The organism is Sphingomonas endophytica (assembly GCF_001476895.1).
In the GTDB taxonomy this organism is placed as follows: domain Bacteria; phylum Pseudomonadota; class Alphaproteobacteria; order Sphingomonadales; family Sphingomonadaceae; genus Sphingomonas; species Sphingomonas endophytica_A.
Window position 1 is genome coordinate 32,023 of record NZ_LDTB01000004.1, and the last position, 13,015, is coordinate 45,037.

Sequence of the window (13,015 nt, forward strand, 5' to 3'; positions counted from 1 at the left end):
GCGTGACGGCGCGCGGCGGTGTAGAGAGGCCGCGATGGCGACTTCCGCGACTTCCGTCTCCGCTGCTCCCGCGCCCTCCGCATACGCCGGCACGCCGGAGCGCCCGCTGTTCGTCCGGCCGTTCTTCGAGAATAAGGCCTCCGCCTTCTGGAAGCTCCAGGCTGCGGGATGGACCGGCTATCTGGTGCTGCGTTCGGTGTCGTCGCTCAGCAGCAATACGTCGCTGCAGGTGATCGTCTCGGTGCTGATCGAGTCGATCATCGGCTATTGCATCACGCTGCTGCTCTCGACGCTCTACGGCTATTACCGCCAGCTGCCGCGCGTCACCGGCATCCTGTTGTCGATCTTCACGCTGGCGGCGGCGACCTTCCTGTACGCGACGCTGTACGCCTTTTCGTTCAGCCTGATCCGGCTGGCGGCGCCCGGCGTCGACCTGTCGCTGCTGCTGGCCGCGCTGTTCCTCAGCTTCACGGTGCTGGCCGGTTGGTCGGCACTGTATTTCGGGATCAACTTCTACCTGATCCTTGAGGATCAGATCGACCAGATGGAGCATCTGGAGAACCAGGCGTCGTCGGCGCAACTCGCGATGCTGCGCTATCAGCTCAACCCGCATTTCCTGTTCAACACGCTCAATTCGATCTCGACGCTCGTCCTGCTCAAACAGACCGAGCGCGCCAATGCGATGCTCAGCCGCCTGTCATCGTTCCTGCGCTATACACTCGCCAACGAACCCACCGCGCACGTCACCGTCGCGCAGGAGGTCGAGACGCTGAAACTGTATCTCGATATCGAGAAGATGCGGTTCGAGGACCGCCTGCGCCCTAAGTTCGACATCGACCCGGCGTCGGAAAAGGCGCGACTGCCGTCGCTGCTGCTGCAACCCTTGGTCGAGAATGCGATCAAATATGCCGTGACGCCGCAAGAGGATGGCGCGGAAATCTGCGTCGCCATTCGGCTCGTCGGTGACAGGGTGCTGCTGGGCGTATCCGACACCGGACCGGGTTTGATGCCGACGAAATCGCGGCCATCCCTTTCAACCGGCGTGGGCATCGCCAATATCAGGGAGCGGCTGGCACAGGCCTACGGGCCGGACCACCGCTTCGATGTGCGGGCCATGCCGACGGGCGGGTTCGGGGTCGAGATCGAGATCCCGTACCAGCTCGAAGTACCGAACAGAGAGGTGTGATGACCATTCGTACCATCCTCGTCGACGACGAGCCGCTTGCCATTCAGGGGCTCGAACTGCGGCTTCAGGCGCACGACGACGTCGAGATCATCGCCAAGTGCCAGAACGGGCGCGAGGCGATCAGCGCGATCAAGACCCACAAGCCCGACCTCGTCTTCCTCGACATCCAGATGCCTGGGTTCGACGGCTTCTCGGTCGTCCAGGGGTTGATGGACGTCGAACCCCCGTTGTTCGTCTTCGTCACGGCGTATTCCGACCATGCGATCCGCGCGTTCGAGGCGCAGGCGACCGACTATCTGATGAAGCCGGTCGAGGAATCGCGCCTCGCCGACACGCTCGACCGGGTACGCCAGCGCCTGTCGGAACGTCAAAGCGCGGGCGAGGCCGAGAAACTGAAGGAAGCACTGGCCGAACACGCCCCCGAAGCGGCAGCCGAGATCGCGGACGGCGGCGATGCGGTGAACGCCAGCCGCTTCGAAAAAATGATCAACATCAAGGATCGCGGCCAGATCTTCCGCGTCGATGTCGACACGATCGAGCGGATCGATGCCGCCGGCGATTACATGTGCATTTACACCGGCGACAACACGCTGATCCTGCGGGAGACGATGAAGGATCTGGAAAAGCGCCTCGACCCGCGACGGTTCCAGCGCATTCACCGTTCGACGATCGTCAACCTCGATCTGGTCAAGCAGGTGAAACCGCACACCAACGGCGAATGCTTCCTGGTGCTTGATTCCGGCGCGAACGTGAAGGTCAGCCGCAGCTATCGCGACGTGGTGGCGCGCTTCGTCCATTGATGACGGACGGACCAGCGATCACGGTCGCCGCGCTCTATCGCTTCGCGCGGTTCGATGACCCGCACGCCTTGCGCGAGCCGCTGCTGACGTGCGCTCGCGATCATGGCGTGAAGGGCACCTTGCTGCTGGCGACGGAAGGCGTGAACGGCACGATCGCCGGGCCGGCGGCAGGGATCGCGGCGGTTGTCGCGCACCTGCGCGCACTGCCCGGCTGCGCCGACCTGTCGCTGAAATATGCGCAGGCCGCCGCCATGCCCTTTCACCGGCTGAAGGTGAAGGTGAAGCGCGAGATCGTGACGATGGGCGTCACGGTCGATCCGCTGACCGACGCGGGCACCTATGTCGCGCCGTCCGACTGGAACGCGCTGATCGCCGATCCCGAGACGCTGGTGATCGACACCCGCAATTCCTATGAGGTCGCGGTCGGTACGTTCGCGGGCGCGGTCGATCCGGGAACGGCGGGGTTCGCCGATTTCCCGACGTGGTTCCGCGATCATCGCGACGAATTGCTGGCGGGCAAGCGCCGCGTCGCGATGTTCTGCACCGGCGGCATCCGTTGCGAGAAATCGACCGCCTTCCTGAAGGCGGAGGGGGTCGAACAGGTCCATCACCTCGACGGCGGTATCCTGCGCTATCTCGAGGAAACGCCCGAAGCCGACAGCGCGTGGCAGGGCGAATGCTTCGTCTTCGACCAGCGCGTCGCGGTCGGCCATGGCCTGTCGCAGGGAACTTATGTCCTCTGCTACGCTTGCCGGATGCCGGTCAGCGCGACGGATCGTGCCTCACCCTTGTATGTCGAGGGCGAAAGCTGCCCCGCCTGCCATGCCATCCGCACGCCGGAGGACCGCGCGGGCTATGCCGAACGGCACCGACAGGAATCGCTGGCGGCGGCACGCGGCGAAACGCATGTCGGGCGCGTATTCGACTGAACCCTGCGCCTGTCGCCTGACCTTTCCGGCACGCCGGCGAAGCCCGGCGGCAAATCGGGAAGGCTGCCGTGACGAAGCGCTGCGTGTCGTCACGCCTGCTCCGTCACTGGACCCGAGCCTTCGCTGGGGTGCGGGAAGCGTGTGGCGGAGGAGGGCGAAAAGCCTGTAACCGAGCCCACGAAACCTAATCCACATCGATAGCGTTCCCCCACCGCAACGACCGGCGTAACGGTCGCTGTCGGAATATTACGGCGGGGGCTTCTTTCATGACGATCGGTCGGCGGCACGTCGAAAACGGCGGGCTCATCCTGTTCCTGACGCTCATCACGGTCGCCTTGCTGGCGGTCGTGTCCGGCTTTATCGGGGCGCTGCTATGGGCGGCGCTGGCCGCGCTGCTGTTTCAGCCGATCTTCCAGCGTTTCCTGAGGCGCTGGCCGGGGCGGCGCAACATGGCCGCTGCGCTGACCCTGCTGGTGATTACCGTAGCGGTCGTGATCCCGGCGCTGATCCTCGGCAGCCTGATCGTCGATCAGGCGGCGGGCGTCTATCAGCAGATCCGCACCGGCCAGATCAATTTCGCGATGTATTTCGAGCAGGTCCATGACGCCCTGCCCGCCCGGCTCCAGCGCACGCTCGACACCGCTGGCTTCGGCAGCTTCGAGCGCGCGCAGGCTCGCATCTCGGAGACCGTCAGCAACAGCGCCAGCATGTTGACGCGCCAGGCGCTGTCGATCGGTGCGAATGCGGCGGCGTTCCTGCTGGCGTTCGGCGTCGGGCTGTACGTCACCTACTTCCTGCTGCGCGACGGCGAGCGGATCGGCCCGGCGGTCGTCCGCGCGTTGCCGCTCGAACCCTCGGTCGCCGGGCGGTTGGCGGACAAGTTCGTCGCGGTAGTGCGCGCCACCATCAAGGGCTCAGGCGTCGTAGCGCTGGTACAGGGCGCGCTGGGCGCGATCACCTTCTGGATCGTCGGCCTGCCCGCCGGGTTGCTGTGGGGCGTGCTGATGGCGATCGCCGCGCTGCTGCCGGCGGTCGGGCCTGCAATCATCTGGGGGCCGGTGGCGATCTATCTGCTGGCGACCGGCGCGATCTGGCAGGCTGGCGTGGTGATCGCCTCGGGGGTGTTCGTGATCGGGTTGGCCGACAACGTGTTGCGGCCGATTTTGGTCGGGCGCGATACGGGGCTGCCCGACTGGCTGGTGCTGGTCACGACGCTGGGCGGGATCGACCTGCTGGGGCTGAGCGGGATCGTCGTCGGGCCGGTTGTGGGGGCGCTGTTCCTGACGGCATGGGAGATTTTGAGTGAGCAGCGTAGGGTGGAGGTGGCGGTCGCGACGGACGACTGAACGCGGCCATTTGCCGACAATTCGTCATTAAGACACGTTTGTTCGATGCGATCCGCACTATTGCGGACATTGGCATTATCGCTACTCTCCGCGTTATGATGAAGGAATATGTCATCGATGGCACGAAGATCACATCGTTAGAGGCGTTCTACGACGTGATAAGTGAAGTGCTAATTCCCGGTGCCGAGTGAGGCCGGAACCTAGATACCTTCAACGATATACTCCGCGGTGGCTTCGGAACGCCCGTCGAAGGATTTGTCCTAAGATGTACGCATTCTGACTCCTCGCGAGCGAGGCTTGGATATACCGGAACCACTAGGCAGTTGGAGAAACGGCTGGAGCGATGTCATCCGTCCAATCGTGCTCAGCTCCGCTCTGACTTTGAACAAGCTAAGCAAGGTGACGGACCCACGGTGTTCGACTGGCTCACGGAAATAATCCGCGACCACGACGTCGGCGGCGACGAAGCCCACGATGGCGTTCACCTCGTGCTTGAGTGAACGTTCGCTTCCCACCACCAGCCGTCATCCCCGCGAAGACGGGGATCCAGAACCTCTGACGTCGCGCCCCTATCGGCAGACCTGCACGTCTGGATTCCCGCCTTCGCGGGAATGACGGGCCGGCGCAAACACCCCTCCCTTTCCCCGTTGCCCGCGATCCGCTACAGGCGCGCGCATGCTTTCTCTCAACGGCATCACCGTGCGGCTTGGCGGCCGCACGATCCTCGACCGCGCCAGTGCCGCGCTGCCGCCGGGCAGCCGCGTCGGGCTGATCGGGCGCAATGGCGCGGGCAAGTCGACGATGGTGCGCGTCATCGCCGGGCTGCTCGATCCCGACGAGGGCTCCGCCGACATGCCGCGCGGCGCCCGCATCGGCTATATCGCGCAGGAGGCGCCCGCCGGGGATTCGACCCCGCTGGAGACGGTGCTGGCCGCCGATACGGAGCGCGCCGCGTTGCTGGAGGAAGCCGAGGCGTTCGACGGCACCGGTTGCATGGACCGGCTGGGCGAGGTCCACGATCGGCTGATCGCGATCGACGCCTATGCCGCACCGTCGCGCGCCGCGCGCATTCTGGTCGGGCTCGGCTTCGACGAGGAGGCGCAGTCGCGTCCGCTCGACAGCTTCTCGGGCGGGTGGAAGATGCGCGTCGCGCTCGCCGCGTTGCTCTTCTCGCAGCCCGATTTGCTGCTGCTCGACGAACCCAGCAACCACCTCGATCTCGAAGCGGTGATGTGGCTGGAGGACTTCCTGAAGAGCTATCGCGCGACGATCGTCGTCGTCAGCCACGAGCGCGACTTCCTCAACAATGTCGTCGACCACATCCTGCACCTGCAGGGCGGCAAGACCACGCTCTACCCCGGCGGCTATGACGCGTTCGAGCGGCAGCGGGCCGAGCGGATGGCACAGCTGGCGGCGGCCAAGGCCAATCAGGACGCGCAGCGCGCCAAGTTGCAGGATTACGTCGCTCGCAACTCGGCGCGTGCCTCGACCGCGAAACAGGCGCAGAGCCGCGCCAAGATGCTGGCGAAGATGCAGCCGATCGCCGAGGCAGTGAACGACCCGACGCTCAGTTTCGACTTCCCGAATCCTACCGAACTCCGTCCACCGCTCATCACGCTCGATCACGCGTCGGTCGGCTATGGCGAGACACCGATCCTGTCGCGGCTCAACCTGCGGATGGACCCGGACGATCGCATCGCCCTGCTGGGCCGCAACGGTAACGGCAAGACCACTTTCGCACGGCTGCTGGCGGCGCAACTGGCACCGATGGCGGGCGAGGTCAGCGCGACCGGGAAGATGAAGGTGGGATACTTCACGCAATATCAGGTCGAGGAGCTGGAGGCGGACGATACGCCACTGGCGCATATGACGCGCGTGATGCCGAATGCGACCCCGGCGGCGGTGCGTGGGCAGCTCGGCCGGTTCGGCTTTTCCGGCGACCGCGCCACCGCACGTGTCGGCAGCATGTCGGGCGGCGAGCGCGCGCGGCTGGCGCTGGCGCTGGTCACGCGCGAGGCGCCGCACCTGCTGATCCTCGACGAGCCGACCAACCACCTCGACGTCGATGCGCGCGAGGCACTGGTCCAGGCACTCAACGCCTATACCGGCGCGGTGCTGCTGGTCAGCCACGACCGGCATATGGTGGAGCTCACCGCCGACCGGCTGGTGCTGGTCGACAACGGCACCGCGAAGGAATTCGACGGCAGCCTCGACGATTATATCGCGTTCGTGCTGGCGGGCGACGGCAAGGGGGCGGACAAGTCGAAGGGCAGCAAGCAGGACCGGAAGGCCGCCGCCGCCGCGCGTGAGAATGACAAGGCGCTGAAGAAGGAAGCGCGCGACGCCGAGGCGGAACTGGCGAGGCTGACCGCCGAACGCGCGGCGGTGGATCAGGCGATGTTCGATCCGTCGCAGGCGCAGGCGACGCTCGCCAAACTGACGATGACGGAACTGCTGAAGCGGCGCGCGGACCTCAACGACCGCATCGAGGCGGCAGAGGCGCGCTGGATGGCGGCGAGCGAGGCGCTGGAGGCGGCGTAACATCGCCGCCATGCCATTATCGCGCGCGCAGCGGTCCGGACGCGCGGCTTTTCGCGGAAGTCGCTGACCTCAAAGGTTCGTTATTGCCGCCGTCGCCGGAGCGAGGCCGGCGGCAAGTGACAGAGCCCGAGTGAGGGCGGGCTGGCGCTTACGCCTCGCCCTGCCCTTCGTCACCCTCGACGGCATTTTCGAACCACGCTTCGACCGGGCCGACCAGCTTGATGGTCAGCGGGCGGCCGTGGCGGTCGACCTTCTTGCCCAACGCGACACGAATCCAGCCTTCGGAGATGCTGTATTCCTCGACGTCGCGGCGCTCGACGCCCTTGAAGCGGATGCCGACGCCGCGTTGCAGCGCTTCCTGGTCGAAGAACGGGCTCGACGGGTCGATCGACAGATGGTCGGGAGGAGTATCGCTCATGCCGAGCCCTTGCCGCAAAGCGGGGCGGCGAGCCACAAAAAAACGGCGCGGGCCCTGCACCCGCGCCGTCCGTCATCTCACCAGCCGTAATAGCCCGGGCCGGGATAGCTGCGATAGTAATCGCGCTCATACACCACCGGCGGGGGCGGCGGCGCGTAATAGCGGTCGCGGTAATAGACGCGCGGCGGCGGCGCATAATAGGAACGATCGTCGTAATAATAGCCGCCGCGATCGTAATAGCGCCGGTCGTAATAGCGGTCGCGGTTGCTCGACGCGATCGCCGCGCCCAGTCCCAGGCCGATCACCCCGCCGATCAGCGCACCCGCCGCAGTGTCGCCGCCGCGATCGCGGTGACGCCAATACCGTTGCGCCTCCGCCGGCGCGGCGCTGGCCAGAGCGCTGGCCGCGAGGCCCACGGCCAAGGCAGTCTTCTTCCAGAACGCAGACATAACCGAACCTCCTCCATTGGCCCGCCTGTTGGTCGAACGCATGAAGATGCGAGCCTGTGCCGCATGTGTGCCCCAACGGGGCTGAACCGGTGCGGAATGCGCCATTCATGAGCGGTTTAGCGCGTCAGCGACTGGAAATAATCTGTCACATTTCACAGTCCGGACACATTCGGGGGCTAGCGGCGCGCGATCGGGAAGCCGTCATCGACCGACACGGGATCAAGCGCCGCACAAGCCGGCGCCCCGATGCGGCGTGGCTTCCGTCGATTCGAAAAGGGGTAATCATGCGTTCTTCGTCCAAGTCGATCCTGCTCGCCGGCGTCGCCGCCGGCCTGATGCTGTCGCTTTCGCCTGCCACCGCGCAGACCGCGCCGAATACCGCCGCCGCCGCCGCCGCCGATGATACCGGCCTGACCGACGTCGTCGTCACCGCCGAGCGCCGCAGCGAAAACCTGAAGCGCGTGCCGGTTTCGGTCGCGGTGGTGGAGGGTGACGACCTGCGCACCTTCCAGGCGGGCGGTGAGGACGCGCTGGCGCTCGCGGGTCGCGTCCCCGGCCTCTATGCCGAGACGACCACCGGCCGCATCTTCCCGCGCTATTACATTCGTGGCCTCGGCAACATCGACTTCTACCTCGGCGCGTCGCAGCCGGTGTCGATCATCCAGGACGATGTCGTGCTGGAGCATGTCGTGCTGAAATCGAACCCCGTCTATGACGTGGCGAAGGTCGAGGTGCTGCGCGGCCCGCAAGGCTCGCTGTTCGGTCGCAACACCACGGCGGGCATCATCAAGTTCGACACGATCCGCCCGGGCCAGGTCTGGACCAGCCGCTTCAACGCCTCCTACGGCACGTACAATACCGCGACGTTCGACGCGGGCGTCGGCGGGCCGATCGTGCAGGACAAGATCGCGATCCGCCTGTCGGGCCTGTACCAGCACCGCGACGACTGGATCGACAACACGTTCACCGGTGCCAGCGCCGACGGCACGCGTGGCGGGCGCAACGCGCTGGGCGGGTTCGACGAGCGCGACGCGCGCCTGCAGGTGCTGCTGACCCCGACCGAGACGCTGTCGGTCAACCTTTCGGGCCATGTCCGCTCCTATGAGGGCACGTCGACGGTCTTCCACCGTGGCGCGCTGATCAAGGGACAGAACAATATCGGGCTGGAGCCGCGCGACCGGGTGGCGCTGGACGAAGGCGACAACAATCCGCAGGCGTACAAGACCTATGGCGGGTCGGTGAACGCCGGCTGGGACTTCGGCGCGGCGACGCTGACCTCGATCACCGCCTATGAGACCACCTCGGGCTACAGCCGTGGCGACACCGATGGCGGTGCGGCGGCCAACTTCGGCGGCGTCGGCTTCGGCGAGAGCATGGGCCGCATCCGTGGGCTGGACCAGTGGACGCAGGAGCTGCGGCTGGCCAGCAACGGCGACGGCGCGTTCAAGTGGCAGTTCGGCGGCTTCTATTTCGACAACCGAGACGTCACCGAATTCTACCAGCGCGGCTATTTCCTGTCGCCGGGTCAGGCGGCGCGCAATCCCAACAACTGGGTGCGGCTTCGTGACGTCAACACCAGCTGGGCGGTGTTCGGCCAGGCCAGCTATCGCCTGGCCGATCGCCTGACGCTGACCGCCGGCGCACGCTACACCGTCGACGAGAAGGAGACGCGGCTGGTCAAGGCGTCGCTGACGGCGGCAGGGGCCGACAGCTTCCCGGCGACCGCGCCGCGCACCGTCAAGCTGACCGGCAAGGAGCCGAGCTGGGACGTGTCCGCACTCTACGAGATCGACCCGACCACCAGCGTCTACGCCCGGATCGCGCGCGGTTTCCGCGGGCCGACGATTCAGGGGCGTTCGGCGGTGTTCAACACGCCGTTCTCGACCGCCGACAGCGAGACGATCATGTCGTACGAGGCGGGCGTGAAGACGCAGCCGACGTCGAAGCTGCGCATCAACGCCACCGCCTATACCTACCGCGTCAGCGACATCCAGCTGAACGGCAACGACGTGAACGGCAACGGGACGCTGTTCAACGCCGACCACGCCAACGCCTATGGCATGGAAGCGGAGATGGAGTGGCGGCCGATCCGCAACATCACCTTCTCGCTGGGCGGCAGCGCGATCCATACCGAGATCAAGGATCCGCGCGTCTATGCGCAGGTCTGCGCGTTCGGCGGTCGCCCGACCTGCACCGTGCTGGATCCGACCGTGCGCGGCGGGCTGTTCGCGCAGATCGACGGCAATCCCCTGCCCAACGCCCCGCGCTGGCAGGTCGATGCGGCGGTCCGCTACGACATCCCGCTCTCGGATCGCGGCAATTTCTTCGTGGCCAGCGACGTCAACATGCAGGGCTACACCAACCTGGTGCTGTACGAGACGCGCGAATTCTTCGCGAACGACAATCTGGAACTGGGGCTGAAGGCCGGTTTCACGACGGCGGACGGCAAGTATGAGATCGCCGCCTTCGCCCGGAACATCACCAACGAGAAGAACCTGAAGGGCGTGATCGAGAATTACAACGCCGCCGTCTTCAACGAGCCGCGCATCGTCGGCATCTCGCTGAGCGGCCGCTTCGACTGATCGTGCGGGGGGTGGCCGGCGCGCCGCCCCCTACCCCTCGATCTGCGCGATCCAGTCCGGCAGCTCCGCCAGTCGCGCGAGTTGCCGGAACCGCGGATGATCGGCGGGCGCGGTCGCCGCCTCATGGCTCCACGCCAGCGGTTGCGGGATATACGCCCCCCACGCCCCCGCCTCCAGCGCGGGGAGCACGTCCGAGCGCATCGAGTCGCCCGCCATCACCGCTCGCTCCGGCGCGCAGCCGTAACGGTGAAAGACGCGCACGAACGTGTCGGCGTGCTTGTCGCTGACGATCTCCACCCCGGTGAACAGCTGCCCCAGTCCGGACGCGGCGAGCTTCACCTCCTGGTGCAGCAGGTCGCCCTTCGTCACCAGCACCAGCCGCCCCATCCCGGCCAGCCGCTCCAGCGTGTCGCCGATCCCGTCGAGCAGTTCGACCGGATGCGCCAGCAGTTCGCGCCCGATCGCCAGGATGCGCCCCACCGCCGGCGCGGGCAGATCGTCGCCCGCCAGTTCCAGCGCGGTTTCGATCATCGACAGCGTGAAGCTCTTCGCGCCATAGCCGTAATGGCGCAGGTTGCGGACCTCGATGGCCTGCATCCGCTCCCGCACGGCGGCGTCCTCGGCATAGGGTGCGACCAGCTCCGCGAACGCCTGCTCGGCCGCGGCGAAGAAGCGCATATTGTGCCAGAGCGTGTCGTCGGCATCGAGGCAGATAAGATCGATCGGCATGGTGCGCGTCTCTACTGCGATCAGAGTTCGCGTACCAGCCGCACGCCCAATGCCGGCCGGGCGCGGTGATGGCGATGCTTCTCGACGCCCGCGCCCGCCTGCACCGCGACCTTGTTGGCCACCCGCTGGTGAAGCTGCGGCGTGACCCGCACCAGCCGCTCGCGCCCGCCCGCGACATTGACCTCGATCCCGACGGTGGTGCCCGGCGTCGCATCGTAGAAGGTCGCATGGTTGAGCAGCAGCGCATTGCGCCCCGCCCGCCGCGCCAGCGCGATGTCGTCCAGTCCGACCATGTTCATCATGCTCCACCGTCCGGAGAAGCGATGCCCGGCCATATAGAGCAGGCTGTTGGAATAGAGCCCGGTTTCACGGTCGTAGATGCCCAGATACTGCACGCCGTGTGCGCTGCTTCCGTTCGCCGAGGCGCCGAACGCGGCCTGTAGCCCGAGCTTCAGCGCCTCCAGCCGCGCGCCGTCGAACGGCAGCTCGAACTCGATCGCCTTGCCGTCGGCGAAGGCATATTCGATCTCCGGCGCCCATTCGGCGGAGCGGGGCCGGAACGGCGAGGTGGTCATCGCCAGCGCGTTGACCTCCGCCTCCCCTTTCCGCGCGCCGAGCGGGCGCATCATGTCGAAGATCATCGGTTCGGGAATGTCAGGATAGGTGGTCTGCGCGGCAATTGGTGTTGCCGCGGCGAACAGGGCGATGGCGAACGGGATCGCGGCGGGGGCGATGCGCATGGGGCTCTCCGCTGATGCTGGTGAAGCCTCTTCCCGTAGCGAGCCCGGATTGCGCAAGATGCTGACGAAGCGTGACATTGTGTTGCGGCGCCGCCGCGAATGTTGCGAATGTTGCGACGGTGGCGGTTGGCGGAAGTTCACAAAGTTGACGCCACGCTCGCGCCGGGCGACGGGTTTTCGAGCGGCTGGCGCGATGGTGCGGGGGTAGCTCGTGGCGGCAGGGCGAGACATGGCGCGAGAATAGCATCGGCGTCCGCTTGTAGGACAGGGTGCCTGCCTGCGCGTCGCCGGTTTTGCGCAGCCGCGCATCCTCGCGCCACTCGCTTCGACGTCGATCATGCGAGCCGACCGGCGCCTTGTCGTGCGGCGTGAGCCCATCCGTCCAGCCGGCGACGCCCCGGGCGGCGACGAGACGGACAGCGATGGGCCGTCACCAGATCGCCATCAGCGGTAGCGCCGCTTTGCGATCGGCCTTGATCGGGTTGCGTCTGAAGCGTCCTGACGGCCTCCAGCCATGCTCAATAGCGTCTGTCAGGAACTGTGGGCCTGGATCGCCTTCGGGAATGTGTGCACGAGCGCAGTGAAAGACAGAATCGCCCGATCGTCAGGCGGCATTGTCCAGGTAACCATAGACCGCCCTGCCGACGCGCGAACCAAGAGCGTCCCGATCCTGTTCGCCACGTTCACCCGCGGCGTCCACCATACCCTTGATGATCGCCAACACGTCCTGCGCGGCTATAACGGGATCGCGCTGCTGCGGGAGATCGGTGCGCGCCAGGATCGACAACAGGATCGAATGCAGCCGGCGTGTGACACGCCGGGTATCTTCATCGAAGGGCAGCCGCGCCTCTTCCAGATCCAGCAGCCTGGCCAAGGCGGGTCGGCGCAGTTGATGGTTCACCGCCGATGCGATCACACCTCGCACTGCCTCTCGGCCGTTTGCACCAGCGGCGATCGCCTCGCACTCGACGATCAGCAGCGATGTCTCGCGCACGATCAAGGCCCCGATCAGCGCCTCCTTGCCGGGAAAATACTGATAGAGCGAGCCGATGCTGACGCCAGCCCGCTCGGCGACCGCATTGGTGGTGAATACGCCGAGTCCATCCTGTTCCAGAATGCGAGCCGCCGCCTCGATGATCGCCGCCACCGTCTCGGCGGAGCGGCATTGACGCGGCACTTTACGGGGGCGCGGGCGCTGCGACGTCGTCGTTTCTTCCATGGATCGAATGCGAGTAGCCAAATATGAGGTTATGCTCGCATTTTACGTCCTGCACATGATGATGCAAGGATACACG

At 66.1% G+C, this 13,015-nt stretch carries 11 protein-coding genes; 6 read left to right on the forward strand and 5 right to left on the reverse strand.

All coding sequences use genetic code 11. The features are described from left to right. The first annotated feature begins 34 nt into the window (after positions 1-34). The 5 genes from NS334_RS01645 (at position 35) to NS334_RS01665 (ending at position 6,802) form a co-directional block, all read left to right on the forward strand. Positions 35-1,186: a sensor histidine kinase gene (locus tag NS334_RS01645; protein ID WP_058754240.1), complete on the forward strand. Its 1,152-nt coding sequence runs from the start codon at positions 35-37 to the stop codon at positions 1,184-1,186. After that, positions 1,186-1,986, forward strand: coding sequence for a LytR/AlgR family response regulator transcription factor (locus tag NS334_RS01650; RefSeq protein WP_058754241.1), 801 nt, complete (start codon positions 1,186-1,188; stop codon positions 1,984-1,986). Before NS334_RS01645 ends, NS334_RS01650 begins: the two co-directional genes overlap by 1 nt. Then, the gene (locus NS334_RS01655; RefSeq protein WP_058754242.1) at positions 1,986-2,915 is read left to right on the forward strand and encodes a rhodanese-related sulfurtransferase; all 930 of its coding nucleotides are present in this window, start codon (positions 1,986-1,988) and stop codon (positions 2,913-2,915) included. Before NS334_RS01650 ends, NS334_RS01655 begins: the two co-directional genes overlap by 1 nt. Before the next feature lie 266 nt (positions 2,916-3,181). Further along, the gene (locus tag NS334_RS01660; protein WP_058754243.1) at positions 3,182-4,261 is read left to right on the forward strand and encodes an AI-2E family transporter; all 1,080 of its coding nucleotides are present in this window, start codon (positions 3,182-3,184) and stop codon (positions 4,259-4,261) included. A 675-nt stretch (positions 4,262-4,936) separates the two neighbouring features. Further along, positions 4,937-6,802 (forward strand): ABC-F family ATP-binding cassette domain-containing protein, encoded by a 1,866-nt coding sequence (locus NS334_RS01665; protein WP_058754244.1) that lies wholly within the window; start codon positions 4,937-4,939, stop codon positions 6,800-6,802. Between the two features lie 148 nt (positions 6,803-6,950). Here NS334_RS01665 and NS334_RS01670 read toward each other — a convergent pair whose 3' ends face one another. Then, positions 6,951-7,220, reverse strand: a complete 270-nt coding sequence (locus tag NS334_RS01670; RefSeq protein ID WP_058754245.1) for a DUF3297 family protein — start codon at positions 7,218-7,220, stop codon at positions 6,951-6,953. 77 nt (positions 7,221-7,297) lie between these two features. After that, entirely contained in the window at positions 7,298-7,669 is a 372-nt protein-coding gene (locus NS334_RS01675; RefSeq protein WP_058754246.1) for a hypothetical protein, read from the reverse strand. A gap of 284 nt (positions 7,670-7,953) precedes the next feature. Here NS334_RS01675 and NS334_RS01680 point away from each other — a divergent pair, with 284 nt between their 5' ends. Next, positions 7,954-10,251 carry a TonB-dependent receptor gene (locus NS334_RS01680; RefSeq protein WP_058754247.1) on the forward strand — a complete coding sequence of 766 codons (2,298 nt, stop codon included), beginning with the start codon at positions 7,954-7,956 and terminating at the stop codon, positions 10,249-10,251. Between the two features lie 30 nt (positions 10,252-10,281). Here the strand turns inward: NS334_RS01680 and NS334_RS01685 are convergent, their stop codons facing one another. The 3 genes from NS334_RS01685 to NS334_RS01695 form a co-directional block, all read right to left on the reverse strand. Beyond that, on the reverse strand, positions 10,282-10,980 hold the full coding sequence (locus tag NS334_RS01685; protein ID WP_058754248.1) for an HAD family hydrolase: 699 nt from the start codon (positions 10,978-10,980) through the stop codon (positions 10,282-10,284). Between the two features lie 20 nt (positions 10,981-11,000). Next, positions 11,001-11,720, reverse strand: a complete 720-nt coding sequence (locus NS334_RS01690; protein ID WP_193752968.1) for a hypothetical protein — start codon at positions 11,718-11,720, stop codon at positions 11,001-11,003. A 604-nt stretch (positions 11,721-12,324) separates the two neighbouring features. Continuing rightward, positions 12,325-12,939, reverse strand: a complete 615-nt coding sequence (locus NS334_RS01695; RefSeq protein WP_058754249.1) for a TetR/AcrR family transcriptional regulator — start codon at positions 12,937-12,939, stop codon at positions 12,325-12,327. Between the last annotated feature and the right edge of the window lie 76 nt (positions 12,940-13,015).

Bases quoted from the DNA above. Each gene is read 5' to 3' on its own strand.
- NS334_RS01645 (WP_058754240.1), top strand. From the start codon at position 35: ATGGCGACTTCCGCGACTTCCGTCTCCGCTGCTCCCGCGCCCTCCGCA.
- NS334_RS01650 (WP_058754241.1), top strand. From the start codon at position 1,186: ATGACCATTCGTACCATCCTCGTCGACGACGAGCCGCTTGCCATTCAG.
- NS334_RS01655 (WP_058754242.1), top strand. From the start codon at position 1,986: ATGACGGACGGACCAGCGATCACGGTCGCCGCGCTCTATCGCTTCGCG.
- NS334_RS01660 (WP_058754243.1), top strand. From the start codon at position 3,182: ATGACGATCGGTCGGCGGCACGTCGAAAACGGCGGGCTCATCCTGTTC.
- NS334_RS01665 (WP_058754244.1), top strand. From the start codon at position 4,937: ATGCTTTCTCTCAACGGCATCACCGTGCGGCTTGGCGGCCGCACGATC.
- NS334_RS01670 (WP_058754245.1), bottom strand. From the start codon at position 7,220: ATGAGCGATACTCCTCCCGACCATCTGTCGATCGACCCGTCGAGCCCG.
- NS334_RS01675 (WP_058754246.1), bottom strand. From the start codon at position 7,669: ATGTCTGCGTTCTGGAAGAAGACTGCCTTGGCCGTGGGCCTCGCGGCC.
- NS334_RS01680 (WP_058754247.1), top strand. From the start codon at position 7,954: ATGCGTTCTTCGTCCAAGTCGATCCTGCTCGCCGGCGTCGCCGCCGGC.
- NS334_RS01685 (WP_058754248.1), bottom strand. From the start codon at position 10,980: ATGCCGATCGATCTTATCTGCCTCGATGCCGACGACACGCTCTGGCAC.
- NS334_RS01690 (WP_193752968.1), bottom strand. From the start codon at position 11,720: ATGCGCATCGCCCCCGCCGCGATCCCGTTCGCCATCGCCCTGTTCGCC.
- NS334_RS01695 (WP_058754249.1), bottom strand. From the start codon at position 12,939: ATGGAAGAAACGACGACGTCGCAGCGCCCGCGCCCCCGTAAAGTGCCG.